Source organism: Enterobacter cloacae complex sp. 397G4 (assembly GCF_050031515.1).
GTDB classification, from domain to species: domain Bacteria; phylum Pseudomonadota; class Gammaproteobacteria; order Enterobacterales; family Enterobacteriaceae; genus Enterobacter; species Enterobacter hormaechei_C.
Genome location: NZ_JBLGWE010000001.1, coordinates 2,777,735 through 2,803,346 on the forward strand (window position 1 = coordinate 2,777,735; position 25,612 = coordinate 2,803,346).

24 protein-coding genes are annotated in these 25,612 nt (G+C 57.3%); 2 read left to right on the plus strand and 22 right to left on the minus strand.

Going from position 1 to position 25,612, the window contains the following annotated elements; translation table 11 throughout:
• Nucleotides 1-10 precede the first annotated feature (10 nt).
• The 22 genes from tssG to ACQG1Y_RS13500 all read right to left on the minus strand — a co-directional run bounded on the left by tssG (nucleotide 11) and on the right by ACQG1Y_RS13500 (nucleotide 22,677).
• Nucleotides 11-1,054 carry a type VI secretion system baseplate subunit TssG gene (gene tssG / locus ACQG1Y_RS13395; protein ID WP_368740612.1) on the minus strand — a complete coding sequence of 348 codons (1,044 nt, stop codon included), beginning with the start codon at nucleotides 1,052-1,054 and terminating at the stop codon, nucleotides 11-13.
• Entirely contained in the window at nucleotides 1,051-2,922 is a 1,872-nt protein-coding gene (tssF, locus tag ACQG1Y_RS13400; protein WP_023296775.1) for a type VI secretion system baseplate subunit TssF, read from the minus strand. The genes tssG and tssF overlap by 4 nt, the downstream gene beginning before the upstream one ends.
• A gap of 2 nt (nucleotides 2,923-2,924) precedes the next feature.
• Nucleotides 2,925-3,488, minus strand: coding sequence for a type VI secretion system baseplate subunit TssE (gene tssE / locus ACQG1Y_RS13405; protein WP_015570336.1), 564 nt, complete (start codon nucleotides 3,486-3,488; stop codon nucleotides 2,925-2,927).
• Nucleotides 3,481-4,293 carry a type VI secretion system accessory protein TagJ gene (locus ACQG1Y_RS13410; RefSeq protein WP_368740611.1) on the minus strand — a complete coding sequence of 271 codons (813 nt, stop codon included), beginning with the start codon at nucleotides 4,291-4,293 and terminating at the stop codon, nucleotides 3,481-3,483. The genes tssE and ACQG1Y_RS13410 overlap by 8 nt, the downstream gene beginning before the upstream one ends.
• 9 nt (nucleotides 4,294-4,302) lie before the next feature.
• Entirely contained in the window at nucleotides 4,303-5,289 is a 987-nt protein-coding gene (locus ACQG1Y_RS13415) for a hypothetical protein (protein WP_033486830.1), read from the minus strand.
• Nucleotides 5,290-5,305: 16 nt separating this feature from the next.
• On the minus strand, nucleotides 5,306-6,103 hold the full coding sequence (locus ACQG1Y_RS13420; protein ID WP_003859969.1) for a PP2C family protein-serine/threonine phosphatase: 798 nt from the start codon (nucleotides 6,101-6,103) through the stop codon (nucleotides 5,306-5,308).
• Nucleotides 6,100-7,875, minus strand: coding sequence for a type VI secretion system-associated FHA domain protein TagH (gene tagH / locus ACQG1Y_RS13425; protein WP_368740610.1), 1,776 nt, complete (start codon nucleotides 7,873-7,875; stop codon nucleotides 6,100-6,102). The genes ACQG1Y_RS13420 and tagH overlap by 4 nt, the downstream gene beginning before the upstream one ends.
• Nucleotides 7,876-7,965: 90 nt before the next feature.
• A complete protein-coding gene (locus tag ACQG1Y_RS13430) occupies nucleotides 7,966-8,382 on the minus strand; it encodes a hypothetical protein (RefSeq protein WP_015570334.1) in 417 nt (138 codons plus the stop codon).
• Nucleotides 8,376-9,365 carry a hypothetical protein gene (locus ACQG1Y_RS13435; RefSeq protein ID WP_063138292.1) on the minus strand — a complete coding sequence of 330 codons (990 nt, stop codon included), beginning with the start codon at nucleotides 9,363-9,365 and terminating at the stop codon, nucleotides 8,376-8,378. The genes ACQG1Y_RS13430 and ACQG1Y_RS13435 overlap by 7 nt, the downstream gene beginning before the upstream one ends.
• A gap of 75 nt (nucleotides 9,366-9,440) precedes the next feature.
• A complete protein-coding gene (locus tag ACQG1Y_RS13440) occupies nucleotides 9,441-9,923 on the minus strand; it encodes an Hcp family type VI secretion system effector (RefSeq protein WP_014884229.1) in 483 nt (160 codons plus the stop codon).
• 180 nt (nucleotides 9,924-10,103) lie between these two features.
• A complete protein-coding gene (locus ACQG1Y_RS13445) occupies nucleotides 10,104-10,553 on the minus strand; it encodes a T6SS amidase immunity protein Tai4 family protein (RefSeq protein WP_022651413.1) in 450 nt (149 codons plus the stop codon).
• Nucleotides 10,538-11,032: a T6SS effector amidase Tae4 family protein gene (locus ACQG1Y_RS13450; protein WP_022648411.1), complete on the minus strand. Its 495-nt coding sequence runs from the start codon at nucleotides 11,030-11,032 to the stop codon at nucleotides 10,538-10,540. Before ACQG1Y_RS13450 ends, ACQG1Y_RS13445 begins: the two co-directional genes overlap by 16 nt.
• 3 nt (nucleotides 11,033-11,035) lie before the next feature.
• Nucleotides 11,036-11,461, minus strand: coding sequence for a Rap1a/Tai family immunity protein (locus tag ACQG1Y_RS13455; protein WP_032670776.1), 426 nt, complete (start codon nucleotides 11,459-11,461; stop codon nucleotides 11,036-11,038).
• A 79-nt stretch (nucleotides 11,462-11,540) separates the two neighbouring features.
• Nucleotides 11,541-13,040 (minus strand): type VI secretion system contractile sheath large subunit, encoded by a 1,500-nt coding sequence (gene tssC / locus ACQG1Y_RS13460; protein WP_006810956.1) that lies wholly within the window; start codon nucleotides 13,038-13,040, stop codon nucleotides 11,541-11,543.
• A 3-nt stretch (nucleotides 13,041-13,043) separates the two neighbouring features.
• On the minus strand, nucleotides 13,044-13,568 hold the full coding sequence (gene tssB, locus ACQG1Y_RS13465; protein ID WP_008502644.1) for a type VI secretion system contractile sheath small subunit: 525 nt from the start codon (nucleotides 13,566-13,568) through the stop codon (nucleotides 13,044-13,046).
• A 75-nt stretch (nucleotides 13,569-13,643) separates the two neighbouring features.
• Nucleotides 13,644-14,660, minus strand: coding sequence for a type VI secretion system protein TssA (tssA, locus tag ACQG1Y_RS13470; protein ID WP_017693278.1), 1,017 nt, complete (start codon nucleotides 14,658-14,660; stop codon nucleotides 13,644-13,646).
• Between the two features lie 11 nt (nucleotides 14,661-14,671).
• Complete coding sequence (gene tagF, locus ACQG1Y_RS13475; RefSeq protein WP_032671638.1) at nucleotides 14,672-15,388, minus strand: type VI secretion system-associated protein TagF; 717 nt, start codon at nucleotides 15,386-15,388, stop codon at nucleotides 14,672-14,674.
• 16 nt (nucleotides 15,389-15,404) lie between these two features.
• Nucleotides 15,405-19,025 (minus strand): type VI secretion system membrane subunit TssM, encoded by a 3,621-nt coding sequence (tssM, locus tag ACQG1Y_RS13480; RefSeq protein ID WP_368740609.1) that lies wholly within the window; start codon nucleotides 19,023-19,025, stop codon nucleotides 15,405-15,407.
• Between the two features lie 2 nt (nucleotides 19,026-19,027).
• Nucleotides 19,028-20,266: a DotU family type VI secretion system protein gene (locus ACQG1Y_RS13485; RefSeq protein WP_003859963.1), complete on the minus strand. Its 1,239-nt coding sequence runs from the start codon at nucleotides 20,264-20,266 to the stop codon at nucleotides 19,028-19,030.
• Between the two features lie 17 nt (nucleotides 20,267-20,283).
• The gene (gene tssK, locus ACQG1Y_RS13490) at nucleotides 20,284-21,627 is read right to left on the minus strand and encodes a type VI secretion system baseplate subunit TssK (RefSeq protein ID WP_063138289.1); all 1,344 of its coding nucleotides are present in this window, start codon (nucleotides 21,625-21,627) and stop codon (nucleotides 20,284-20,286) included.
• Between the two features lie 28 nt (nucleotides 21,628-21,655).
• On the minus strand, nucleotides 21,656-22,159 hold the full coding sequence (gene tssJ / locus ACQG1Y_RS13495; RefSeq protein ID WP_032103578.1) for a type VI secretion system lipoprotein TssJ: 504 nt from the start codon (nucleotides 22,157-22,159) through the stop codon (nucleotides 21,656-21,658).
• Nucleotides 22,160-22,182: 23 nt separating this feature from the next.
• Nucleotides 22,183-22,677 carry a hypothetical protein gene (locus tag ACQG1Y_RS13500; protein WP_006810964.1) on the minus strand — a complete coding sequence of 165 codons (495 nt, stop codon included), beginning with the start codon at nucleotides 22,675-22,677 and terminating at the stop codon, nucleotides 22,183-22,185.
• An 846-nt stretch (nucleotides 22,678-23,523) separates the two neighbouring features.
• On the opposite strand from ACQG1Y_RS13500, the gene ACQG1Y_RS13505 reads away from it, so the two are divergent.
• Together ACQG1Y_RS13505 and gap are read left to right on the plus strand one after the other, a co-directional pair.
• On the plus strand, nucleotides 23,524-24,504 hold the full coding sequence (locus ACQG1Y_RS13505) for a GlxA family transcriptional regulator (RefSeq protein ID WP_047057142.1): 981 nt from the start codon (nucleotides 23,524-23,526) through the stop codon (nucleotides 24,502-24,504).
• Between the two features lie 78 nt (nucleotides 24,505-24,582).
• The gene (gene gap, locus ACQG1Y_RS13510; protein ID WP_015570325.1) at nucleotides 24,583-25,593 is read left to right on the plus strand and encodes a type I glyceraldehyde-3-phosphate dehydrogenase; all 1,011 of its coding nucleotides are present in this window, start codon (nucleotides 24,583-24,585) and stop codon (nucleotides 25,591-25,593) included.
• The last annotated feature ends 19 nt before the right edge of the window (nucleotides 25,594-25,612 follow it).

Genomic DNA, 25,612 nt, shown 5'->3' on the forward strand with positions numbered 1-25,612 from the left:
TACGGAAGGATTATCGCTCTGCGCGATACACCAGATCGCCACGCGGAACAGGCTGAGGCTGAAGGCCGAGCCAGGTGTTATACCCTAATCGCCCGGCGCTGCCGAGCGTGGCGCCCTGCACCGCATCGGCGCGCAGGATCACCCGTGTTTCCCATTCAAATTCCACCCCGGCGTACTGTCGCACCCAGTCGCGCAGCTCGGTGACCCATCCTTCGCCCGGTAGAAAACGGTTGTAGTCGTCTGCGCTCAACGGGCCAATCTCGAGCCGGAATTTATGCTGCACGTCGCGTACCGCAATGCCGAGAAAAGCGGACTCTCCCATGCGCGGCAGGCGACGCCCCTCACCCAGCTGTGCCTGCTCCCGCGTTGAGAGCGGCATCCACTGCGGGACGTTGGCCACCAGCCTGACCGGCACGTTGAAATAGTTGCGCAGGATCTTCTCCAGCCCTTCCGGGTCCCGTCCGTGGCGGGTCAGGTGCCCGGCGTGAGTAAAGCGGGCGTGCGCGCTCAGGCTGCCTTTCGACATCTGGGCAGGCTGCCCCATACCAATCAGCGATGCCAGATACCCTTCGAAGCGCCTGTTGTCGTCGCGATCCAGTGAAGCGGCAGGCTGCGCGTCCGCCCAGGCGCGGTAGAACAGCAGCGTCAGGCGGTGGTGAAAGAGGTCGGCAAACGCGCTGAGGCTGTGATCCTGATGATGATGAATACGCTCACGGGCATACTCAGTCATGTGCACCGGCAGCGGGCCGTTAGGACCAAACAGGCCGAAGCTCAGTATGGAAACGTCATGCAGTCCGTTCTCTTCCCGCTGCCGGACCTCAGCAACCGTTGACGGCGCAAAGCCCATTGAAGGCTGCTGACCAATACGCAGCGGCTCAAATTTAGGCAGCGGCGCGCGCCCCAGCGGGTAACGTTCACCGCCCTGGGCATCAATGCGTCTTAACAGCTGGAACAGATCATAGCGCCACGGCGTCTCGCGCACCCCGCGCCAGAACGCATCGGGCAGCGGCGTCAGGCGATGCACGCGCAGCGTTGCAGGGGCAACTTCACTCATACCAGCGCCCTTTTACCCATGCGCGGCGCCCAGTAGCCGATTTCGCCGCGCTGCTGGCTCTTGAGCGTGAACTCCGTAAAGCTGTTGATGGAGACCAGGCGGGCAAAAAGGCGTTCCAGCACGCTGCCGAAAAGCCACGGGCTGGCACCGGAAAAGGCGCGTTCGTCCACCGTCAGGGTGATGCCGATCCCGCGGGCGAACACCACCGGGCCGGGTTCCGGCACGCGGCGGTGCACCGGCTCCAGCACGCAGTGACGAACGCCATCCACCTGACGGGCAACCGGGGTCTCGGCCAGGTTGGCGTACAGCCCTAACAGCTGACGCAGCGCGGCAGCGCCCTCTTCGTTTTCGCTGTCCATCAGGCTGAGGTAGTTCATTTGCAGCTGGCTAATGAGCCGCCAGGTGCTGAACCCTTCCGCCAGCGCCGGACGCGGCGGCGTCGGGCCTTTACGCAGGGTTAACGCCTTCACCGGCATGGAGTCGGCCATAATAAACTGCCCAAGCTCCTGCTGGAGCATCAGCGGCAGGTCACGGCTGGTGCACAGCACCTCGGCGGAAATGTAGCGCAAATTCTCCTGCCACGGCGCGTGCTGCGCATCCACCAGCGAGACGAAGACCTCCGAGCCGATATAGCCCGTGCGGGTGCCATAGCGCAGCGCGTGTTCGGAGAGAACGCGTTGCTCACGGCGCAGGGAAAAATAGGCGCCGTAGTTGCCCGCGTCTCCGCTCCAGGTGCTCCAGAAAGGACGAAACGTCTGGTCGTCCCGCTGACCATCCGCGCTGGCATAGATTTTTTTCACGGCATAAATTTCATAATCCAGCGGGCGGATGTTATCCACCACCAGGTGGTATTCATGCTGGCTTTCGCTCAGCTTCTGCCGGGCCGCCACTTTCGGGAACAGGTTGATCACCGGCGTGCAGTGCAGCGCCAGGTGGCTGGCATCCACCACGCGCTCCAGCTGATCGTCGCTCTTGTCGAGCAGAATGAAGATATCAAACGCTTTTTCGTCTTCGCAGCGCTGGATCAGCTTGCCCAGCCCACTCAGGCTGATGAAACGAAAACGCGCCGGGAACGCAAAGTACTCCTGCAACAGGCGATAGCCGTCGAAGTTGCGCAGATCGTCCGGGAGCAGCGCCTGGTCCGCATTAAAGCCTTCCTGACGCAGGGCGTCAGACGACAGCAGCTGGCGCTGGGGCTGCTTGCTGACCGTCTGGCAGACAATACCCGCGTGGTGCTCCATCACCAGCTCCAGCAGCTTCAGCGCCTCGATGTCCGGGCCGCTTAAGAAAAACTCCAGGCGGTCAAAGTCCAGGTGCCCGAGATGCTGCGGGCCATCGCAGGCAATGCGGATCCGTAAGGCGCTGCTGATCCCCCGCTGGCTCAGGCCGAGCTGGGCCAGCGGCAGATCGGCGGGAACGCCGCCCAGCTCGATCCGCTCAATTTTTAACGGCAGCAGGTTCACCTCGTGCGCCGTGGTATAGCTGCACGTAACGCCGGTCTTTTTCAGCGCCAGGCTGTCCATCATGGTGCCGCGCGGCACAATAAAGCCTTTGCTCAGGTCGCCGCGGCTGCTGTCGGGCTGAATTTCAGCGATCGCCATCGACGGCGTAGGCGCCAGATAATTTGGCGCAATCATCTCCAGCATACGCTGTGAAAAGCGCGGAAATTCGGCGTCCATTTTCATCTGCACGCGGGAGGTCAGGAAGGCGAAACCTTCCATCAGACGCTCAATGTACGGGTCCGCCACTTCGATGCCGCGCATGCCGAGCCGCCCCGCCACTTTCGGGTAGCGCTCGGCGAACTCTGCGCCCATCTCGCGCAGATAGGCCAGTTCACGGTTGTAATATTCGAGCAGTTTGCTTTCCATAATTACCCCGCATCCTTCAGTTCAAAATGGCCGTTCTCAAGATCGACGTCGGTGCGAAAGAGAAATTCCAGCGGATACGGCACGCACCACAGGCGACCTTTGATTTCGATAGACAGAACGTTGTGCAGATCTAACGAGGAGGTATCGGACACGCAGCGAACCTGAAGCCCCTGCGGCAGGATCCGCGGTTCAAAGTTAATAATCGCTTCGGTGAGCTTGCGCTGAATGTCGTGCCATTCAATATCGGACATTCTTTTCCCCGCCAGCGGCGCCACGCCAAAATTCACGACGGAACGGCTCACCTGCGTCAGCCCGCTCAGATCGCTGGAGGCATCGTGGTTAATGGTGTTAAACAACCACTGTAAATCCCGCAGGACGTTACGACGCAGCGCGGCGTGGGTAATCAGATTGCTGTTGGCGGACTCGCGTTTTTTTTCCGGATCGTTATCCGTCAGGCGATCCAGCAGTGAAGGCTGCATTTTGTCGCGCGCCCCCACTTTCTCCTGCCTGCTGCGGGCCTGCCAGCCGCTGCGCAGCAGATCGCCTTCGCCAGCGGGATTACTCATCCGCACCATCCGAGGTAAATGTCACCAGGCTCAGGGTAAGCAGCGGGCTTTCGCTTTGCTCGCTCAGCCAGGCTTTCTGCCCCATGCCTTCATACAGGGCGCCGTCATCGTCCAGCGGGAGCCACTCGGTGGTGCGCCCCAGCTTAACGCTGTCTGGCGCCCCGTCAGCAAACGGATAACGCGCCGGGATCTGACACACCTGCTCGGTGCCGTCCGTGAGGCGGACCAGCGCATGACGCCACACCAGATCGGTCACGCTGGCCGGAGCCTGAAAACGGATCGCGTAGATGGCGCAGAACGGCACCCAGAAATAACGGCCATTGACCAGGGTTTCACACACCGGCCCCAGACGGGCATCGCCGTCCATCAGCCATTCAAAGGTGTGGCTCTCTTCATTCTCCAGCGTGACCTGCCCGCGGCTTGCCGGGGCCTGTTCGAGTGCCGCCAGGCGCAGCGTTTGCGCTTGCCCGGCGCTTTCGGTCAGCGCCTGGGCTAACGTCGTCAGCCACGGCCACTGCGCCTCGGGCATTGCCGGTCGTACCTCTCCCGCGAACACGCGCGCCCGCTGCTGTTCACCCTGAATGGCCTGCTCCAGCAGCGTTACGGTCGGTTTTGCCTGCGGCTTCAGCGCCAGCCAGCTTTTCAGCTGGGTCAGGGCGCGCGCCCAGTTGCCGCTGAGGATCAGAAACTGCACAAACGCGGCGCGCAGATCGGCATCCGCCGGACGGGCTTTGATATCGGCTTCCAGGCGAAGCAGCGCGTCGCTAATCGACTCGCCCGCCAGACGTTGATAAAGCGTATTCATAGCCCCTCCTTAATTCGCCGCGCGCCAGGCGCCCACTGCCGGATCGCGCAACTGCGGGCGCAGCGTGTCAATCAGAACAACGTTCAGCTCCGCGCCCGGTGCAACCCATGCGCTCCAGATTTTCTTCACCTCTGCGATACGCGCCTGAAGTCTGGCGTCGTCGCTGGCGATCTCACGGGTGATTTCCACCGCCACCGTGCCGTTGCTCTTCCAGCCGTTCAGGGTGCTGTCGTACGGCAGGATCATCCAGCTCTGGTCGCTGTTCTGGGTGCTGAAGACCATGCGCTCTTTGTTGACGGAGGTGATCAGCGCCTTTTCAGGATCGACCGCGTTGTTCAGCCCCATCACCGGGAAGCCGTGAATGTAGGTGACCGGAATCGCTTTCTGCGTCCCGTTACGGTTCTGCGTCACCACGGTGTGGCCGCTGAGCCAGCTGCCGTTGCCGCAGCGGGTGGTGTCGGAATCCGGAATAAACAGCGCTGGCGCGGAGGAACCGCCCTCCCAGAAGGTGCGCAGATGGCAACCGTCCTGAAGGGTGAACTCCTGCCATGGCGTACGATCTGCCGCCACGGTGTGCGTCTCCGGATTCTGGTCAGGCGGCAGCAGCGCGCCTGAGGTGGCGGTCGTTGCCGCCGCCGTTTCCTGCTGCTTCACCACCAGCGCCCAGTCCTGCGCTTTAGCCGCTGTGCCCCGGGCAAGCGTCGTGCCTTCCGGATCGTTAAGCGTCCAGTTCAGGGTATTCAGCTTGCTGCACTGGTGCTCCAGCAGCGAGCCAAGGCGCGGCACGAAGTTTTCCAGCACCGAAACCTCTTTCTTGCCGTTCGCCACGATACGCAGCGCCACGTCCGCCTTACACCAGCTTTGCGGCGTATTGTCTTTAATGTTGTCGATCCAGATATCCAGCTTCTGCGCAGGAGACTGCACGATGCGGAAGTTTTCAGCCTGTGCGGTGGTCGCCACCGTCAGAAGAGCCAAACCCGATAGCCAAAGTTTCATATCAATCCTTGTGTGTCTAATCAGTTCCGCAGGGAAGAAATTGTGCTGCGTCAGAGAGCGTATGCAGCAAAGTGGTGTCCTGAGGGTTGCCCATCCACACCGCCACGGCGGTATAGTTATCCTGAGCATTGCCCTCCTGTTCGGCATTCTTTTGAATGATTTGGTTCATTAAGGTCAGCCACTCCTGTGGCGTATTGACCATGTGCAGCGACTGCTTCATCTGCTCTTCGCTGACGCCGTGCCAGAAACCGTCGGTGCAGAGCAGGAAGGCATCACCGTCCTCAACCTGCACGACATCGCTGTAGCTCGCTTCCGGTCCGCCATTCTCAATACCCAGCGCCAGATACAAAAGGTTGCTGTTGAGATCGTCAGTCTGATGCCCGGCATCTTTCATCTGCTGGACGAGGCTGTGATCGGTGGTCACATGCCACAGCCAGCCGCGGCGAAACAGGTACAGGCGGCTGTCTCCGGCGTGCGCCCAGTAAGCCAGACGGTAATCCCTGTCGATAAACAGGCTGACCAGCGTGGTGCCCATCCGGCGATAGTCCTGCACGGCCTGTTGTTCGCTGAGAATGGTGCGGTTCGCCGTTTGGACGTAGTCACGAATATGCTGCGCATTCAGGTGCTTGTCGCCATCAAAGCGGGAAATAATGCTGTTGCGGGCCAGCTCAGCGGCCACCTCGCCGCCCGGCAGGCCTGCGATGCCGTCACAGACGACAAAGCAGGCTGAACGTTCCCCGATGGTTTCTCCCGTCTGATCCTGGTTGCTGGCGCGCGTCCCCTGGCGGGAGAGAGAAGCCGTTGCGATATTCATTTTTCTTCCGATCCGCTTTGTGAGTCTTTGTACTGATTGACCTCCATGTCATAGGCATGGAGGAAGGCTTCGCCAAACAGGGTATGGAAGTCGTCCTCGATCTCGCCCGCCGTCTCGCCATAGCTGCGAACGAAATAATCCCACAGCGCGGCTTTACGGCTGCCCGGCAGCGCCAGGCGTGACGTCATCCCGTTCTGCTTCGCCTGCTCTTCCAGCTGTTCCGGGTTAAAGGATTGCAGCATGGCGGCGATAATGGCGCGGATACCAGAGATCATCCCTAGCTGGTGTGCCTGGAGATCGATCAGCGCATCACGCACCGATTTGGTCGGCGGCATAAAGCCCGGCATCGGCGTGCCGAACATCTGGATAAGCACCGTTTTCCCGGTCGGCAACAGTTTGAACGGGTTGTTAGCATCGTCGAGCACCATGGTCATATCGGCTTTCACCCCACGCTTGAGGATGGAGCGCGAGGAGAGCAGCGCCACGGTCCCCTGCGAGAACATGCCCAGGATCTGCCCCAGCTGACGCATATTTTCCCGGTCAAACTGCGGCACCGGCTGCATTTCGCTCAGGCCCATGCCCTCCAGCAGCGCCTCCAGCAGTTCGCCCTGAAGCACCTCGCCTCGCTCGCCGGTCTGAGCGGAGGCAGCAGGCGATGCAGCGTTTTTAACCGGGTCGATACGCAGGCGGCCTTTAGGCGCCTGTGCGTTGCTGCGCGCCACGGCCTGCGGTGTTGGCATGGTGAAGCCAGCGTAATCAGGGCGCGCGGGCTCCTCTTCCGCGCGCGGCGCGTCCTGTGGTTCAGTCGGTTCCGGATCGAACAGCGGTGAGCTGGCCAGCGCATCCTCTTCCTGTGCGGCTTGCGCTTCAGGCTTTGGCTCCGGCTTATCGGCCACGATTTCATCCGGATGGGTTAACGGCGCGCCGCCCATCAGGCCGAGAGGGTCATCGTGACGCGCGGCAGGTGCGCTCGCCGTCCCGCCAAACAGGGCTAACGGATCGAGTTCGTCCGACGCCTCTTCCTTTGGCTGGGCAGGTTTGCTTTCGTCCGGCTGTACCAGCGTTGAAGGGGTGACATCGTCAAAGATGCTCTCTTTTTTAAACAACGCTTCATCGCTGAACAGCGTGTCCGGGTCAACGTTTTTACGTTCAAGCGACGGATCGGCATCGTTGAACATCGCCAGCGGGTCTTCGGCATTCCGCTCCGGGGCCGCAGGCTGGGAGAACGGGTCGTGGGAGGCCGCGGGCTGTGGTTTTGCCCGGTTGCTGGAGATGCTGTCGGAGATGGAAAACTCTTGCATCAGGCTGTCCCAGATTTCCGACGGCACGGCCGTAGGTTCAGCTTTTCCGCGAGGCGCGGCGCTGGCCGGTTTCGGTTGCGGCGCTGGCGCAGGTGTCGCCGCTGGACGCGCCTGCTGCATGCTGGCCGCCATGCGGCTTACAGGCTGGGTGTCATGAATGAGTTCGCTGACTTCAATGCGATAATCATCAATACCGAGAATATCCCCATCCTGAAGTTCAACCTGACGCCCACGCTCCAGCGGGATATCATTCAGTACCACGCGGGTAACGCTGCCGCGGTTCGTGACGCGGCATTCGCCACTGGCGTCGACGTGAACGATGGCCTGCAAACGCGAGATGGTGCGGTCATTGTCCGGCAGCACCAGATTGTTATCCGTACCGCGCCCAATGGTGCCGCCCGGGGCATAAAAATCACAGCTGCTTTGCGGCGGCTGATGACCGGGTTTCGTAGAAATAATCGTGAATCGCATGGCGTATTCCTGCTGGTATGATTAGCGCTCAAACGCTGCCGCTCTCGGGGGTGAGAACGGCGGGGTTTGGGGGTTAAGGGCTGATTAAAGCTATTTGACTACATTCAGGAAAATAATGCCGATAAGCAGCCATAGCGTAAAAAGTAAGGCCTGAGCTTTATAGCGTCGATGCAGTTTTAATATCCAGCCGATTCTCTCTTCCGGTAAAGCCTGAACGAATTTATAGGCATCGTCCTGAACATTTCTGTCTTTGGTAAATTTCATCTTCACGCCTTTGCGAAGACGAACAAACCAGATTATTTTTTGATAGTTCGCCAGCGAACCAAAAAATGATGCGTAATTTGTCACCAGATCGAGATCGTAGCCTTTTTGCCTATATTCTGAAAGAAGCTGATTATATTCGGCCTCGTGTTTTTTAAAATAACGGGAACTGATGAAGTCCATAATTACGACAAGTAAAAATAAAACAACAATCAGAAATAAAAGAATATTTTCTAAATTCACCATAGCTTATCCATGACATATTCAGTTGCTCCACCGGCAACTTCGCCACCAATGTATCCACCCGCAGCGGCGCCTACCACAGAACACGCGAGCAACCCTACACCACCTGTTGCCACGCCCAATGCAACACATACGCCAGCCCCAGCCATGGCGCCATATTTTCCGCCATAAATCCCGCCCGCAAGACTGGCGCCAAATTGACTGTACTTCTTAACGGCGACTTTGGAACAACTCTGCTCTCTACCTACTGTACAGGCATCGTAAACTTCATTGGTTGTGTTTGCACCAGCGAAGCCGATAGCAAGCCATCCTCCCATTTTCAGAAAACGGGCAGCTTTTGAAGCATTGTCTACATATGTTGAATACCCTCGTATCGAGGCAACACCCGCAGTACTCCATTCGTGGACTATTGACCTGCTTGATAAACCTAAAGCGTGCTTGATTTCTTCATAAGGTTTCAGTTTCAGCGTTAGTCTGGACAGCTTATTTAATAAAACGTCCAGCTCAGAAAAAAGTTTTTGCCTTTCAACAAAAAACTGCTGCCCGATCAATGTGCCTTGCATTCTGTATTGATTTTGATAAGCCAGTTCGATAGCTTTTAATTTCTTTTCTATTTCGCTAAAGTACCTTTCACCTGCATCAGCAACCACCCCGAGAGATTTATCCATAAAATTAGTTAATGCTGCGATGGTACTAAAATGCTTGTTAAAGAAATTAGCTTCATCTGTATTCAGTTCTGCCAATGCTCCATTAACCTTTTGCTTTGCATTTTGTAATTGTTTTAGCTGAACCGCATTTTCAGCACCCGGAGCATTAAGGATCAATATTTGCCCGGATTTTAACCACCGTGTGTCCCTGTTCACTTGCATAAAATAACGTGCCGCTTCACTGTCTGGTTTATTGAACAGTAGTCTTGCCTGGAAATCTAACGTACCAGCCTGCTGAACAACACAATAACCAGGAGCAACCGTTGATTTTACGCTCATATTGACATCCCTTTGCAAACGAAATTAAGTCTCTATAAATAATGACCGGGGAAAACTCCCCGGTCACGCGCGCAATTACGCTTCTTTGTTTTCTTTGATGTTCCAGCCAGCGCTGCTTTCAGCACCTTTACCACCGGCAGTGGTCTGCTCCCAGTACTGCTGTTTCACTTTCGCAGCCTGGAATGCATAGGTCACGCCAACGGTATCGCCGTTGTCTGCACCCGTGTACTGAACGGAAGTCACGAGAACGTCTTCCAGGGTGATGCGGGTGTATTCAACCTGCTGACCACCCGCTTTGCAGACGGACAGTTCAACTTTGGTCAGGTGTTTACCGCTTGCGCAGTGTTTCAGGATTGCTGTAGTGGATTTGTCGATCAGAGCGTTAACGTGCAGATCGTTAAAGTTCACTTTACCGGCACCGCCGCCACCGCCAACGCTCATATTACCTGGCTGGGACGCGCCCCAGGAGAAGGAGGTAATATCAGTCCAGCCGGTGTGGTTAGAATCTTTAGATTCGCCCGTAACACCCTCGACCTTCAGAAACATATCAATAGCCATAATATCTACTCTTCGTGGATGAACAATATTGCTTTCGAAAAAGCCCTTATATGGCAAACAGGAAAGCATGGGGCTGAATAAAACCGTCCATATTTTACCTCTGCCTCATATCAAACGACCCGTGTCATTTGACAGTCTTACATTCCCCCTGAATGAAAGGAAAGAATGTGAAGTCTTTTACTACTGCGGATTATCCTGAATCCAGGTACGATCAGGATCGCCAATGATGAGCTGCGGAACCAGTTTATTCAGTTCGTCGCTATGATAAAGACGTAGACAATTTAAGGTTACGCCTTTTACATCAGGTTTGCGCTCCGAGTGGAAACCATTAATTTGGTTTTTATACTTCCCAATAATGGCGTTAACTTTGTCAGTACCGTTTTCAGCATCAAACGGTATCCATTCAATAAATGCACTCGCACTGCGGGCCGCATCAGCAGAAAATTGACTGCCTTTATCTGCCACCTGCGCAAGGCAGCGCGCCAGGACAAAATCTTTTACCACCTGCCGGTATGTTTGCTGCTGATAAAAATCAACGTAAGGGTTGTCACCGCGAGCAGAAAAAGATAAGCAAGTGAGCAAAAGAAATACGGTCTTTAGACACCTGAATATAATTATTTTAATTCCCAAAACCAGATTTCCTGACAGTACGGAAAGCAATCGGAGTTACATATAAACGAATTATTACTCAGAGGCTCGATAAGGTCGATATGACCACCGCCATACCCATCAATTTTATTGAAGAAAACAACACCTTTTCGGCCCAACATTGAGCGTGCACCAGCCTCGCGGTCTTTAAAGATTTCTGCCTTGCCAAACACATGGGATTTATAAAGCTGATCGGCAAGTAATTTTGCGCCAGGCTCGATTGTTTTTCCCTTATAGGGACCGGTCTTTATGGGTAAACGCCCTGTAAATTCAACATTGCATTTTAACAATGCCAGGCTCATTCTTACCGCACAGGTATTTTCGTATGCCGGTTGTTGCTTGATAATCGTCGAATAATCGTAGCCAATTTCTGAAAAAACCTGTTCACCCGAGGCAAAACCCGCGCGTGTGTGATTTGAAGAGTAATGCTGACGTTTAAGTTGTTCGTATAATGGTCTCATTTGTCACTCTCCTTTTTTGCACGGGCGTAATTCTTTCATGCCGTCAATGATGATTTTTGAAGCGCGCTCCTCGCCTTGCTGTTTCGATAAGTTCGCAAAACGAGAATAGAGAAACTCATGTATTGTATTTGGCAAAAAAGGCCTGCCCTTGCACCATGCAGTGCCCTCAGACGCGTCGACTACGCCGAGAAGATACATATTTGCCTTAATGCGTTCACGTTCATTCGTTTTCGACAGCCAGGCTTTAGCAAAACGCTCTGCACTCAGATCTAAATCGTACCCTGTTAACAGCGTCGGATCGCGTTGGAAGTTTGATGTGTCATCCTGAGGCAATGCTTCCGCTTGAGGGTATTTGTAATTTCCAGCGTCCGCGCTTGCGAGAGTAGAAACTGCCAGCAAACTGGTCGCGATCAAAAGTATATGTTTCACCGTCTATCCTTATTCACTGACAGAAATAAGCTAAGCTCTTCCGCTCAGATGGCCGGCCCCTTCGGGCCGGCAATCGTCATTACGCGTCCTTCGTCTTCAGCGACGGCAGTTTAGATACCAGACGCAGGGAAACGGTCAGACCTTCCAGCTGGTAGTGTGGACGCAGGAAGAACTTCGCGGCGTAGTAGCCCGGGTTGTCTTCGATTTCCTGCACCTGCACTTCCGCCGCCGCCAGCGGTTTGCGGGACTTAGTTTCCTGGGAGGAGTTAGCCGGGTCGCCGTCCACGTAGTTCATCACCCAGTCGTTCAGCCAGCGTTCCATCTCTTCGCGCTCGCGGAAGGAGCCGATTTTGTCGCGCACGATGCACTTCAGGTAGTGAGCAAAACGGCAGCAGGCGAACAGGTACGGCAGACGGGAGGCCAGGCGCGCGTTAGCGGTGGCATCCGGGTCGTGGTACTCGGCCGGTTTTTGCAGGGACTGCGCGCCGATGAAGGCGGCGAAGTCGGAGTTTTTGCGGTGAACCAGCGGCATAAAGCCGTTTTTCGCCAGTTCCGCTTCACGACGGTCGCTGATGGCGATCTCGGTCGGGCACTTCATGTCCACGCCGCCGTCATCGCTTGGGAAGGTGTGGCACGGCAGGTTTTCCACCGCCCCGCCGGATTCCACGCCGCGAATCGAGGTGCACCAGCCGTACTCTTTGAAGGAGCGGTTGATGTTGGCCGCCATCGCATAGGCAGCGTTTGCCCACGAGTAGCTGTTGTGGTTCGCCCCGTCGGTCTGCTCTTCAAAATCGAAGCTGTCGACCGGGTTGGTGCGAATGCCGTACGGCAGACGCGACAGGAACCGCGGCATCACCAGACCCAGATAGCGGGCATCTTCTGATTCACGCAGTGAACGCCAGGCAGCGTATTCGGTGTTCTGGAAGATTTTAGTCAGGTCGCGCGGGTTAGCCAGCTCCTGCCAGGACTCCATCTGCATCACGCCCGGCGCGGTGCCGGTGATGAACGGACAGTGGGCCGCAGAGCCGATGCGCGCCATCTCGCCCAGCAGCTCAACGTCCTGCGGGCTGTGGTCGAAGTAGTAGTCGCCCACGATGCAGCCAAACGGCTCGCCACCGAACTGGCCGTACTCCTGCTCGTAGATTTTTTTGAAGATCGGGCTCTGGTCCCAGCCCACGCCCTTGTAGCGCTTCAGGGTGCGGCCCAGCTCCTGCTTGGAGATGCTCATAAAACGGATCTTCAGCATCTCGTCGGTTTCGGTATTGTTCACCAGGTAGCTCAGCCCGCGCCAGGCGCTCTCCAGCTTCTGGAACTCCTCGTGGTGAATAATCTGGTTCACCTGCTGTGAAAGCTGCTCGTCAATACCGGCAATCAGGTTCTGAATGGTGCGGTAGGTATCGTTTGAGAAGGTCACGGTGTTTTCCAGCGCCTGCTGCGCCAGGGTTTTAACCGCGCTTTCTACGGCAGAGCGCGCCTGATCGGTTTTCGGGCGGAACTCTTTATTCAGCAGCGCGCTGAACTCGTCCTGGCTGAACGCCTGGCCCGCCTGCTGATCGTGTTGTTGAGTCTGGTTGCTCATCGATTATTCCTCGCTACCTTTCGCACTTTCGTCATTTTTTGGCAACTGGCTCAGGGATTTGAGCAGCGTCGGATCCTGGAGAATTTTCGCGATCAGCTCTTCCGCACCGTTTTTACCGTCCATGTAGGTCAGCAGGTTGGAGAGCTGGGTACGGGCTTCCAGCAGCTTGTTCAGCGGCTCTACTTTGCGGGCCACCGCGTCCGGCAGGAAGTCGTCCATGCTGTCGAAGGTTAGATCGACATTGAGCTTACCTTCGCCGGTCAGGGTGTTATCCACCTGGAACGCCACGCGCGGCTTCAGCGCCTTCATGCGTTCGTCGAAGTTGTCGATGTCGATTTCCAGGAACTTACGCTCGTCGACGGCTGGCAGATTTTCCACCGGCTTGCCAACCAGATCGGCCATAACGCCCATCACAAACGGCAGCTGAATTTTGCGTTCTGCGCCGTAGATCTCTACGTCGTACTCGATCTGCACGCGGGGAGCACGGTTGCGTGCGATGAATTTCTGTCCACTGTTACTCATTGCCATGATGTTCTCCATCAAAGATGCGCGGTGAAGGTGAAACGGCAGACTCCATGCCTGTCGTCATAATGCCAGGACGCGTCATTCGCGGCGTCCAAAGATGTTTTCCAGTTGGTTAACGCCGTCTGGCGCCAGGTCGCGAATAATGTCCATAAAGTTGAGTTCAGACAGCCGCTGCACCCGTTCAATCATCAGCGGTGCGGGATGGCTGGGTTCGTACTGCGCAAAATACTGTTTCGCTTTTTCCAGCATCAGCTGGGCGTCGGCGCGGCTGGTCACCTGCACGCTGCGCCAGTCCGTCACCTGCTGAACGGGCGACGCGGCCACCGGCTGCGGCTCGGCGTGCTGTTCAGCCTGCGCGTCACGGTTCGGCAGCAGCTTGCTGATATCGGTCACCTGACAGGCGCTGGAAACCAGTCCGACGGTTTTCAACAGCTGTTCCATCTCCGGTACGCCACTTTCCCCGAGATAGCCGGTAAGCAGTTCGCGGATGGCCAGCAGGCGTTCGTTGATCACGATTACCGCTTCGGTGCCGGGCTGATCGCCCCGGGCCAGCTCATCGATCAGTCGTGGACGACCGCCCGGATAATCCGGACACTCGGTTTTACTGCCGTCAAGCAGCGCCTGGGCGTCACGGAGCGAAATCTCATCGCCGTTTGAGCGGAGCAGTGAGGCGTTACGCACCGCGACCGTCAGGTCAGATTTATCACTCAGCCCGGCGAGGGCGTTGATGCGGTAGAACGGATCGGTTTCGCCATACTCTTCCAGCAGCGGGTAAAGTTGCTCCCAGTAACGGGACAGGGCTTCCTGCACCAGCACTAGCCCGTCGGCGTAACCTGCCAGCCCGCGACGACGCGTCCAGGCATGGGTTAACGCCAGCATGACGCGAAGATCTTTGGTGCGACCCAGCAGGCTGGTGGCGAGTTTTTCCACCGTGTTCCAGTCGGCAGGCTCTGCCGGAATGATGGTGTCGCCAAACTGCTGCTCGGCTTTACCCTGACTGGCCTGACCCATGGCCTGGAAATCAGCGTCGTACTCCAGGTTTTCACCGCAGGGGTTATCGGGGCTTATCGGCGCGAGAAATTCATCGATATTCATAAGATCCCTGCTTATTCAAACATAGGCGGGTAAAGACCGTGGCGGCCCGGACGGGCGCCGCCTGCCGGATCGAACAGCAGCGTAAAGAGCTGCCCGGTGAAGTTTCCACTGTGGACGTGGGTGTACAGCGGATAGCCGTCGCAGCGGTTTGTCCACCAGTAGCTGGTCTGGCGCAGCGGATCAAAACACTCCGCCGCCTGCGGCCAGCCCAGCGTGCTCTGACCATCGTCGTCATAGCCAATCACGTCGAGAATGTCGGAACGCTTTTGCGGCTCAACCGGCTGGGGCGCCGGGATGGTCATCAGCATTTCATCCAGCTGGGTGGCAGAATAGCTGTTACGCACCGCGTGCAGCCCCAGACGGCCAAGCTGCTGGTACCAGCTTTCAGCCTGCCCGAGCAGGCGGGATGACCATTCGGCGGGGGTGAAGCTCAGTTGCAGGCATACCGGATAGTGGCGGCCTACGCTGTCACGGCCTGGCAGCAGGCAGCCCATCTGAATCATCTGGCTACCGAGCATCGGCGGGACGACAAAGTTCCACACCGGGGCTTTTGAAAACGGGCGCTCGCCGCTGCGCTGCTCTTCCTGTTGCCAGGACAGCAGGCCGACCTGGAACCAGTGCGACCACTGGCGTTGCAGGGTATCCGGAAAGCGACGCTGCAAAAAATCTCCGGCGCTGGGTAATTTGCCATACCAGCTATAACGGTTCATCGCAGGGGTATTCGTCATACGGCTGTCCTTGCGGTTATGGGCATGTGAAACGGGGAAGCTGGAACGGGTTGCGGATGCTGTTCGGGGCAAACTCCAGCGTGACCTGATGTCCGTCGACGTTGAAGGTCGCCTGACGGCTCAGGCTACCCGCGCCAGGGCTGGTGCGCGCCTTGTCGAAAAAGCGGTTGAGCGCCCAGGAACCGTTAGTTACCAGCGTTGCGGTGCTGCCATTGGTCAGACCGAGCTGCATACGCACCTGGTTCGTCCCGCCCGGCCCCGGCCAGTTCATGATCTGCACCGCCTGCGGACCGTGGCTGTAGCGCAGCAGCTGGCCGTCCACGTCCAGCGTCAGGTTCAGAATGGTGTTGTCCATCCGCACGGTGCGCACCGTGACCTTAAAGGATGGCGTGGTCGCGCCGTTGGCAAAGAAGGCATCGCGGACAGACTGCGCCTGCTGGAACGGACGCAACAGCCCTTCGCTGCCCGACAGCGTTTTACCGTCGATGCCCGGCATAAAGCGCCAGTTCGCCTGGGTGGTGTCCACCTTGTTGGTCAGGTTGTCGCGGAAAAAGGTGTCCATCAGTCCGGTGCCCGGCGCGAACATGCGGGCGAGATCGTCCGGCGTCACCTCGGTGCTGGCGCTGCGCACCAGTGGATAACGCCCGGCAATCGCCTGACGGCAGAACCCACCCACTTCCACGTTAATGCGCTTACGCACGTTCTCCAGATCGCGACGCTGGGTATCGCTGCTGGCGCCGACGGCCATATTGCTGAACATGGTTTGCAGCCCGCCCGGCAGACGTCCCGCGCTGGCTTGCAGGCGGCTGATTGCATCGCCGCCCGGCGCGGGCATACCGCTGTTTGCCGCATCCTGAACGGCGGTCAGGTAGCGATAAAGCTCGTCAACCTGCTTAAGAAAATCGTCAAAGACGATGGTCTTGCCACCCTTCTCCAGCGGCTGCGCCAGCTCAATCATCGGCGCATAGTGGTCGGTCACCAGTTGCTCAGGCGCCTGCGTCACGACCGCGCCCTGCGTCGGGGCATTGTCACCGTTGCTGAACAGCGCTTCCAGCGTGCGGGTGGCGCGGTTGCTTTGGTCTTCCGCTTTCTGCGCATCTTCCGGCGCAGGCGCAGTGCGCGACAGGGTCAGCACCTTGCTCAGGTTAAGCACCAGACGGCGCAGCGGCGAGTTGGTGCCTGAAAGCAGGCGCGCGGTGTTAATACGCTGGGAAAGATCGGCGCTGTTGTTGAGCTGAATGTCAGCGAGAAAGCGATCCCAGTTGACGATAAAGTCGCGCATGTAGAGCTGGCGCACGGCGTTATCGATCTGCTGTTTATCTTCCTGGGCGGTGGTCGCTCCCAGTACCCAGGCATCGTCCTTGTGCAGGGCGGTGGTCACGCTGTCGATCTGGTCGTTGAAGCTCTTCCAGTAGCCGTCCGGCGTATAGAGGCCCGGTACGCCCTCACTCACCGGCTTGCCGCTTTTACGGGAAAACACCAGCTCGCTCTGCGGGCCGCCGAGATCTGAAAGCGAAACCGGCTTCAGGTTTTCATCATGCTCCAGCAGACGTTTCAGGCGGCCATATACGCGTGTTGAGAGCGGCTGCTGGTTGATAAGCGCCCTTTCACGTGCCACCAGATCCTCATCCTGCGCATACGGTGAAGCCTGAATTTTTGGCTCCAGCAGCTGCGTCAGGTGCCATTCCAGCTCCTGAAGCTGCGCCTGCGTCACGTTCTGCGGCAGGTTGCGTTGCAGGTTGAGCATCACCCACGAGTGCAGGAATTTGCCGTCATAGTGCTTCGGCTGATAGAGCATCTGATAGGCTTTCAGCGCCTCGTAGCTGTACTCCACGTCGCTGCCGTTGTCGTTGCGCAGCCAGGTGGTAATGTGCATTGCCACGGCGGGCAGCAGCATCTGATCCAGCGCCTTCTGGTACAGAGACTGCGAGGCATCACTGACGTCATCCCCGCGATAAAGCCCCATGCGGCGGGAAACCGGCGGGTCGTTAACGTCGAAGGCATTGCTTTTCGGCAGATCCACCAGGCTGTTAAGCAGCGGCAGAAGCGCAAACAGATCGCGCTGGGGCTGGTTTTGCAGCGCCTTGCTCTGCTGCTCCAGCATCGGCACTTTTTCGTCCACTTCTTCCAGATAGGCTTTATTTTTGGCGTAGCTGGTCAGCCACAGGCCACCCAGGATCACCAGCAGGGCCAGCAGCGCCGCGTAGCCGGACCACATCACGGCGCGGTTGCGCAGCTCCCACCAGCGGTTTTCCCCGGCGATGCCCGCTTCCTGGAAAATGACGTTTTGCAGCAGGTTTTTAATGAAGAAGCTTTGGCCCTTCGCGCCCGGGATCGGCGCCTCTTTGCTCACCGAATCCCAGCGCGTGCTTTCCCCCCCTTCAGGTAAGGAGAGCGCGCGGTTCAGCTCGCCCATCACGCGGTCAAACGGCATCCCTTCCTGAGTGCCGCTGGCAAAGTAGATGCCGCGCGGAGAAAATTCGGTTTCGAAGTTTGAGCGGGCAAAGACCGTGCTCAGGTAGTCAGCCAGCAGCGGACGCAGCGCGGCGAACTCCTGCGGGAAGAGATAGGCTTCCGCACGGGTTTTGGCGTCATGCTCTTTGAGCATGGTTTCCGGAAGGCCAGCATCCAGACGCTGTTGCAGCAGGGAAAATTCCTGCTGGAAGTTGCCCATCAGGTCGTAATCGGCGTGTTTGGTCTGCTCCCACGGCAGCGTAAAGCCCCAGATCTGGTCGCGCTGGGCTTTGTCGTAATCCGCAAACCAGGCGCGGAAGCCTTTAAGCAGGTCCGCTTTGGTCACCATCACATACACCGGGAAGCGAATACCCAGCTGTTCATGCAGCTCGGAGAGACGCTGGCGCAGGTTGACCGCCTGCTGGCGCGAGGCCTCAGCGGACTGCGAAAGCAGGTCGGAAATGCTGATGGTGATAATCACGCCGTTAATGGGCTGGCGACGGCGGTATTTACGCAGCAGGTTGATAAATTCCAGCCACTCCCCGGCGTCCTGAACCTGCTCGCTCTCCTGAGTGGTGTAGCGCCCCGCGGTATCCAGCAGAACCGCCTCGTTGGTAAACCACCAGTCACAGTTGCGCGTGCCGCCAATGCCGCGCAGCGCGGTTTTACCGAAGCGATCCGCCAGCGGGAATTGCAGCCCGGAGTTGGCCAGCGCGGTGGTTTTACCGGAACCCGGCGCGCCAATAATGACGTACCACGGCAGCTGATAGAGGTACTGCGTGCTAAAGCGCTGCGTCCACTGCGCGCCATGTCCCGCTTTGCTGAAGTGGGCTTTTTTCAGCATCTGGGCGGCTTCATCGAAACGCCCGGCAAGGATCTGCTCCTCGCTGTTCAGACGTTTCTGCGGATCGGCCGCCTCCGGGCTGGTGGTATTTTCGTTGAGCTTGTCCATCAGCTTACGGTTCAGCCAGGCGTTATACAGCCGCGGCAGAATGTGGCTCTGGGCCCAAATCAGGTAGACCACCGCAATGCTGATGACGCGGTTCTGCTCTGATTCAAGGGGCCGGGTATCCACGATGGACAACAGCGGGCCAATCATCCAGATGACCGCCGCGAGCGCCGTTACGCCCAGGAAGCTCCACAGAATGCGATTGGTCAGTATAGAAAGTAGAGTTGTCAGCATCCTTAGTTTCCTTGCGGCAATCCGTTCAGCTCGGCCTGGGTATTGTCAGGCGATACCAGCAGCGTAATCTCTACGCGGCGGTTACGGGCGCGATTTTCAGGCGTGGTGTTAGGCGCTACCGGGTTGATCTCACCCCGCCCTTCGGCTTTGACGCGCTCAGGCTGCGAGAGGCTACCCTGGAGCTGTTTTTGCACCGAACGGGCGCGCTCAAGCGAGAGTTCATAGTTAGAAGCGAAGCGTGCGCTGCGGATCGGCACGTTGTCGCTGTACCCCACCACCAGAATTTTGCCGCTGACGTTATTCATCGCCTGGGCGATGCGGTCGATGACCGGCTCATAGCGATCGCGCACCACCGTTGAGGCCGAGGCAAAGAGTCCGTCCCCTTTCAGGATCACCACGCTGCGATCCGCCTCATCCTTAACGGCCACCAGACCGGCATCAATTTCTGGTTTCAGGAAGCCGCGCAGGTTCAGCACCGCTGGCAGCTGACGCGCAGGCTGCTGGATGGTGGTTTCCGGCAGTTGGGACTGGTAAATTTTCGCCAGCACCGGGCTGGTGTTATCACCCAGACGCCAGTTCAGCACGATATAGAACAGGCAGGCGATAAAGCCGACCAGCGCCACGCACGCCCAGAGTGGGATCATCGGCCGCCAGAGCTTGCGCAGAACGGGGCGATCTTCCGGGTGCGGCGAGAGCGGCGGCGGATAGCTGCCGCGCACGCCACGGATCATCTGCCACAGGCGCTGTTTGATGGTTTCAAGCTGGGTCCGGCCATTGTCCAGCACGCGGTAGCGGCCTTCAAAGCCGAGCAGCAGACAGTAGTTGATCATCTCCAGCAGCAGAATGTGTTCGCGCGGATTCTGCGACAGACGCGCCAGCAGCTGGAAAAACTTCTCACCGCCCCAGGTTTCGTTATGAAACGTCACCAGCAGACCATTGCTTGACCAGACGCCGCTGCTTCCCCACGGGGTCAGCGCGGCGGCTTCGTCCAGCGCCGTGCAGAGGCAGTAGCGCGCGCCGACAATCACTTCATACGGTAAGCCCGCCTGCTGGCATCGCACTTCGAAACGGCGAATTTCGTCAATCAGGCGCTGGCGCAGCCCGACCTGATCGTCGTGGGAAACCGAATGACGGATTTGCGGAATCGCATTGAGCAGCGGATTGGCGGCCGCCACCAGCTGATTGTTCCCACTGGCTCCGGTAAACACGGCATCACTGCCGGTATCCTGTCGTTCCTGCATATTAAGCGCTCGCTTTATTATTCTGTCGGGCTACGGATGGCCCAGAACTCCATATCGAGACCCGGGAATTCCCCTGCGAGATGCAGCGCGAATGCCCCGGACTTGTCCATCTCGTGCCACAGTTCGCTGCCCCTCTCGAGCTCGAAATAGCTGTAGCCTGCATGCCACGGGATCTGCGGCGGCGCGACGGGCATTGCCCGAAGCATGATGCCCGGCAGCTGGAGCTGGACCAGATCGCGAATTTTCGACACTGGCGCAACCTTCATTTGGGCAGGGAAATGGGTTTGCAGGTGTTCGCCGGGGACATTGGCTTTTACCGCCAGCACGAAGCCAAATTCGCGGACCATGCTGGTCTCCGGCACGGTGGCGATGTTCAGCCCGTGGGAGCGTTCGTGCAGCGGCAGCTGGATGGCATGATCTTCCATGACCAGCGACAGCCCCTGACGCAGCATCAGCATCAGTTTGCTGAAGCAAACGGCGAGATCGTCATGGTCGTATACCGGCAGTATGCTCTCTGCGGTACGCTGCGGCGTCCAGGTGGCGAGCTCCGTGGCAAACGGCAGCCAGCTGCGCCAGAGCGCTTCCGGGTGAAGCAGCGGCAGCGTTTTTAAATGTGAGACGTCGCCAAGGTGGCGGTTGATCAGCGAGAGAAGCGTGAACTCAACCATCTCGGACGTATTGAAACGCCCCGGCTGGCGCAGTCGACCGCCGATCTGCTGGCTACGCTGCACCAGCAAGCCGTGCAGGTCATTGATCATGCCGTACAGCTGCGGGCTGTTATTGGCGTTCAGCATTGGCGGAATGTAGCTGTTATCCAGCCGCACGTGGTTGTCGTTGCGCTTTTCGGTGACGTACGCCACGCCGATGGCGGTCCATTCTGCCGTCAGATCTTTCTCCAGCATCAGGGTCAGACGCAGGCGGCCAAACTGGACCGTCGCCTCCCCGACCGACATGGCGTTGTCGTCTTCCACCTCTTGTTCAAAGGTAATAAAACGCGCCAGAGAAGGCTGCTCCTCGCTGAAAATCACCTCTTCACGGCCACCGCGACGAACCGGCAGCGCAAGCACCACCTTTTCGTTGGTGAGATTATCGGGGATTTTTAGCGGGGCCGGACCATTGCGGTCGCTGCGAACCTGGAAAAAGGTGCCGTCAGGCAGCAAACCGCTACAGTAGCTCAGGGCAATACAGCCCTGGCGTAGCATCGCTTCATCCAGCTCAAGGTCGAGAAAGCCCCAGAGATACGATCGCTGCAAGGCCCCCCACTCACGAACGTGGTTGAGGAGGTAGCTTTCTGTCCGCTGAAAATGGTGGGGACGCAGGAACATGCCCTCGGTCCAGACGACCTTTTCTGCTTTCGTCATGATGATCTCTTTCCTGTTATGAAGGGCGTTACTGGCTGATGACCCGGATACCATTTACGTCAAGAAAGACGCTGGCCTGGAGTTCATCTGCGGACCATTTCCAGAACTGGTAAATCGCGTTTTCGCCGGGAACAGGCAAAGGAAGTGAGACGCGCCATTTTTTGCCGTCCAGCGCCTGGTATTCCGCCATCACGCCGATATAGCGCGCTTCCGGTGAGCTTTGTCCGCTCAGGGTTTTCGAAAGCTGGCCCGGCATCAGGAAGAACACATCGCTGTTCAGCAGATTCGCGCCAAGCGTGGCTGACGCGTTGTTCTGTAAGGAGTAGAAGTCACTGGACATGAAATCCGCATCGGATTTCAGCAGCAACACTCTGACCTTAAGCGGCGCAGAATCATTGATTTGAGGATGAGCCTGAAACTGAAGATTGTAGCGGGAGGGGTCGCTGTGTGAAGACGACGAACAACCACCGATCAGCGCAAGAATCAACGCAAAAAAAGGGAACCACATCCGATGAAAATTTTTATTATTCATAAAAATATGCTCGTGAAACCCGTTTAGTTCAGGATCCAGGTACCGTTCGCGCTGTCTTTGCAGGCTTTGCTGTTGCCATCGACATCAACACAGGTGGTTTTCTTACGCGCTTTCGGGCGCAGTGCCTGTTTACGCACGGTGGCTTCGTACTGGTCAGCCTTGATCACGGCACGCATCGGCACGTAACCAATCAGCTGTTCACTCCCTTCATCGGCCAGCGCCATCCAGAAATGTTCAACCTGCCCCAGCACAACGTAAGTTTTGCCGGTCTCAAGCGTACGGATCACTTTTCCGCCGTAGTCAGGACGGCTCATCAGGGATGCCGGGTACATGGCACGGTACGGTTCATTCACCTGAGTGAACTCCGCCGGAGGGGTAACAGCGTGACGGTGCGTCAGCGTGATGCCATTCACCTGGCTGGTCACAATCGTATCATCGGTGATCGCTGGTTTCTGCGGCGCCTTACAGCCCGCCACCGCCATAACAAACAGAAGTGATAACAATACGCGCAGTTTCATATGCTTTTCCGTAGCGATATTTAGAGGATGAAGAGAGGGGATAAAATTTGACTTAGGTGCTATTGTTAAAATAGTCGGAATATTTTCAGCAGGTAACTATTTTAAGGCATAGCTACCGCACGAACCCGACAGAAATGGGCCCAGCATGCTCCTGACATATTTTGACAAACGGTAGACAAGTTTACATGAGCTTGTCATCAATTCAATATTTCCCACCTGCTTAATGGCGTTTAATGATACGCCCAATGCATTATAGGATTAATCTCATAAAAAATGCGCACTTAGGTAAAATCGTCTTTTTCTTAGACAGATTTCGAGCATAACTCTATGAAAATTAATGGCTAAACAGGAAAAAGAGAACCACTATCATTAACGTAACCCCTTATTATCTCCACTACCATAATTAGTAGAATTTCATTTTTCTGTGCGCTGCGGGATATATCTGGGATATTTTCATTGTTGCATTCAGACGATAACTTTTATTGTGCACGAGCGTCCCGCATAAACAAATGGCGGCTAAGAAAATGGCAGAAATTTAATTTCGCGATCCGAAATAACCTGAGCAAAATTCCCCTTTGGGGTTATTTTTTGCACCTAAACAATTAAGCCCGGCTACATCTTTTTGCTCTCTCATCGTTCAGCGCGCTCCCTTGCAGCCCATAAACTGGGGGGTTCAGCGGCGCTGACAGTGAACCTCACGCAAGAAGTTTTACCGTTACTACATATTTCTTTTACTTCTTCCCAACATCTGCCGTTCTACTCTTTCACCCGGCACGCCTCATTTGTCTCTTCTACAATGTTCGCCTTCCGCTTGACTTATTTTGTGATAAAGGTACTTTTCAGGACATGAAGAAGATCCTGATTATCGTTCCTGATGGTGGCATGTTGTTTGAGGCCGCCGGTATCGCCGACATTCTGATGCAGGCCAACCGGCTGCACCCGGACGGCCTTGCGCAGCCCCGCTACCGCATCATTATCGCCACCACCCAGCCTCACCTGGTGATCCACGGCCAGTCCGGCTTAAACCTGCTGGCGGACTATCGCCTGCCGGAGCTGGATCCGCGCGAGCCGCTGGACACGATCATCATTACCGGTCGCGGCATGAATGAGCAGGAGAGCACCGCCGTGGTGGACTGGCTGCACCTTGCCGCGCCGCATGCGCGCCGCGTCGCCTCTGTCTGCGGCGGGGCCCTGCTGCTGGCACAGGCCGGACTGCTCGACGGGCGCCGGGCAACGACCCACTGGCGGCTGCTGGAAACCCTGAAAACCCGCTATCCTGCGGTCAACGTTGAGGGCGGCCCGCTCTATGTTCAGGATGGCCCCATCTGGACGTCGGGCGGCGTCAGCTCCGGGTTTGACCTGACGCTGGCGCTGGTGGAGGATGATTACGGCTTCACCCTCGCCCGCAACGTGGCGCAGGATATGGTGATGTACCTGCGTCGGCCTGGCGGCCAGCTACAGTTCAGCCGCTATAATCTGGAGCAGTCCGGTGCGAGCGGACCGGTCAGCGAACTGCAAAGCTGGATCCTGCAAAACCTCACCGCAGATTTGTGCGTCGAAAGGCTGGCCGAACGGGTCGCCATGAGCCCGCGCAATTTCACCCGCGTGTTCACGCGTGACGTGGGCGTGCCTCCGGCCCGTTATGTCACCGAAGCGCGCCTGGCCGCCGCCCGACAGCTTCTGGAGCAGACCCAGGCTCCGCTTGAGGTCATTGCCGAAAAAAGCGGGTTTGGTACCAGCATCAACCTGCGCCGCGTTTTTGAAAAGCAGCTTCATCTCACGCCGGGCGAATACCGCCAGCGCTTCCACTGCCGCAGAATGGCGTAATATGATCCTTTTTTGTCATTTACGCCATCTGACCTGACGCCTACAGTAACTCCAGACAACACAGATAAGGAGTGCATCATGGTTAAGGTCGGTATTAACGGTTTCGGCCGTATCGGACGTAATGTCCTGCGCGCGGCGCTGGGCAACCCGGATCTCCAGATTGTGGCCATTAACGATCTGACGGACAGTAAAACCCTCGCCCATCTGCTGAAATATGACTCTCTGCTCGGCACGCTGCCGGTGCCTGTGGAAGCGGCGGACGGCGCGCTACAGGTTGACGGGCAACGCATCACCGTATTCAGTGAACGCGACCCGGCAAACATTGCGTGGAAAGACGCAGGCGTTGAGGTGGTAATTGAAGCAACCGGCTTCTTCACCGAACGTGAAAAAGCGGCGGTGCATATCACGAGCGGCGGCGCAAAACGCGTCATTATTTCCGCCCCGGCTAAAAATGATGATCTGACGGTGGTGATGGGCGTGAACCACACGCTGTACGATCCGGCCCAGCATTTTGTGGTCAGCAACGGGAGTTGCACCACTAATGGTCTGGCGCCAGCGGCGCAGGTGCTGCACCAGCAGTTTGGCATTGAGCACGGGCTGATGAACACCACGCATGCCTACACCAACAGCCAGGCGCTGCATGACCAGCCGGAAAAAGATCTGCGCGGCGCGCGCGCGGCAGCATTATCGATTGTGCCTTACTCCAGCGGCGCGGCAAAAGCGCTCGGGAAAGTGATCCCCGAGCTTGACGGTAAACTCACCGGGTATTCTCTGCGCGTGCCGGTTCCGGTGGTGTCGATTGTCGATCTGACGGTGACGCTGAGCCGCAACGTGACCGCCGAAGAGGTGAATGACGCGTTCCGTCAGGCTGCCGCCAGCGGGCCGCTGAAAGGCATCCTGGGCTACAGCGATGAACCGCTGGTCTCCCGTGATTATCAGGGCGACCCGCGCTCATCCATCATCGACGGGCTTTCAACGCTGGTGATTGGCGGGAATATGGTGAAGATCCTGTCGTGGTATGACAACGAATGGGGCTTCTCGAACCGTCTGGTGGATCTGGCGGTGCTGATGGATAAGAAAGGGTTGTAGCCGATCGTATTGCCGGGTG

Bases quoted from the DNA above. Each gene is read 5' to 3' on its own strand.
- tagH (WP_368740610.1), bottom strand. From the start codon at position 7,875: ATGCGATTCACGATTATTTCTACGAAACCCGGTCATCAGCCGCCGCAA.
- tssM (WP_368740609.1), bottom strand. From the start codon at position 19,025: ATGCTGACAACTCTACTTTCTATACTGACCAATCGCATTCTGTGGAGC.
- tagF (WP_032671638.1), bottom strand. From the start codon at position 15,388: ATGACGAATACCCCTGCGATGAACCGTTATAGCTGGTATGGCAAATTA.
- ACQG1Y_RS13420 (WP_003859969.1), bottom strand. From the start codon at position 6,103: ATGAATATCGCAACGGCTTCTCTCTCCCGCCAGGGGACGCGCGCCAGC.
- ACQG1Y_RS13435 (WP_063138292.1), bottom strand. From the start codon at position 9,365: ATGAGCGTAAAATCAACGGTTGCTCCTGGTTATTGTGTTGTTCAGCAG.
- ACQG1Y_RS13410 (WP_368740611.1), bottom strand. From the start codon at position 4,293: ATGAATACGCTTTATCAACGTCTGGCGGGCGAGTCGATTAGCGACGCG.
- tssB (WP_008502644.1), bottom strand. From the start codon at position 13,568: ATGGCAATGAGTAACAGTGGACAGAAATTCATCGCACGCAACCGTGCT.
- gap (WP_015570325.1), top strand. From the start codon at position 24,583: ATGGTTAAGGTCGGTATTAACGGTTTCGGCCGTATCGGACGTAATGTC.
- ACQG1Y_RS13500 (WP_006810964.1), bottom strand. From the start codon at position 22,677: ATGAAACTGCGCGTATTGTTATCACTTCTGTTTGTTATGGCGGTGGCG.
- ACQG1Y_RS13505 (WP_047057142.1), top strand. From the start codon at position 23,524: ATGAAGAAGATCCTGATTATCGTTCCTGATGGTGGCATGTTGTTTGAG.
- ACQG1Y_RS13440 (WP_014884229.1), bottom strand. From the start codon at position 9,923: ATGGCTATTGATATGTTTCTGAAGGTCGAGGGTGTTACGGGCGAATCT.
- ACQG1Y_RS13415 (WP_033486830.1), bottom strand. From the start codon at position 5,289: ATGAAACTTTGGCTATCGGGTTTGGCTCTTCTGACGGTGGCGACCACC.
- tssG (WP_368740612.1), bottom strand. From the start codon at position 1,054: ATGAGTGAAGTTGCCCCTGCAACGCTGCGCGTGCATCGCCTGACGCCG.
- tssA (WP_017693278.1), bottom strand. From the start codon at position 14,660: ATGAATATCGATGAATTTCTCGCGCCGATAAGCCCCGATAACCCCTGC.
- tssF (WP_023296775.1), bottom strand. From the start codon at position 2,922: ATGGAAAGCAAACTGCTCGAATATTACAACCGTGAACTGGCCTATCTG.
- tssC (WP_006810956.1), bottom strand. From the start codon at position 13,040: ATGAGCAACCAGACTCAACAACACGATCAGCAGGCGGGCCAGGCGTTC.
- ACQG1Y_RS13430 (WP_015570334.1), bottom strand. From the start codon at position 8,382: ATGGTGAATTTAGAAAATATTCTTTTATTTCTGATTGTTGTTTTATTT.
- tssE (WP_015570336.1), bottom strand. From the start codon at position 3,488: ATGAGTAATCCCGCTGGCGAAGGCGATCTGCTGCGCAGCGGCTGGCAG.
- tssK (WP_063138289.1), bottom strand. From the start codon at position 21,627: ATGACGAAAGCAGAAAAGGTCGTCTGGACCGAGGGCATGTTCCTGCGT.
- ACQG1Y_RS13450 (WP_022648411.1), bottom strand. From the start codon at position 11,032: ATGAGACCATTATACGAACAACTTAAACGTCAGCATTACTCTTCAAAT.
- tssJ (WP_032103578.1), bottom strand. From the start codon at position 22,159: ATGAATAATAAAAATTTTCATCGGATGTGGTTCCCTTTTTTTGCGTTG.
- ACQG1Y_RS13485 (WP_003859963.1), bottom strand. From the start codon at position 20,266: ATGCAGGAACGACAGGATACCGGCAGTGATGCCGTGTTTACCGGAGCC.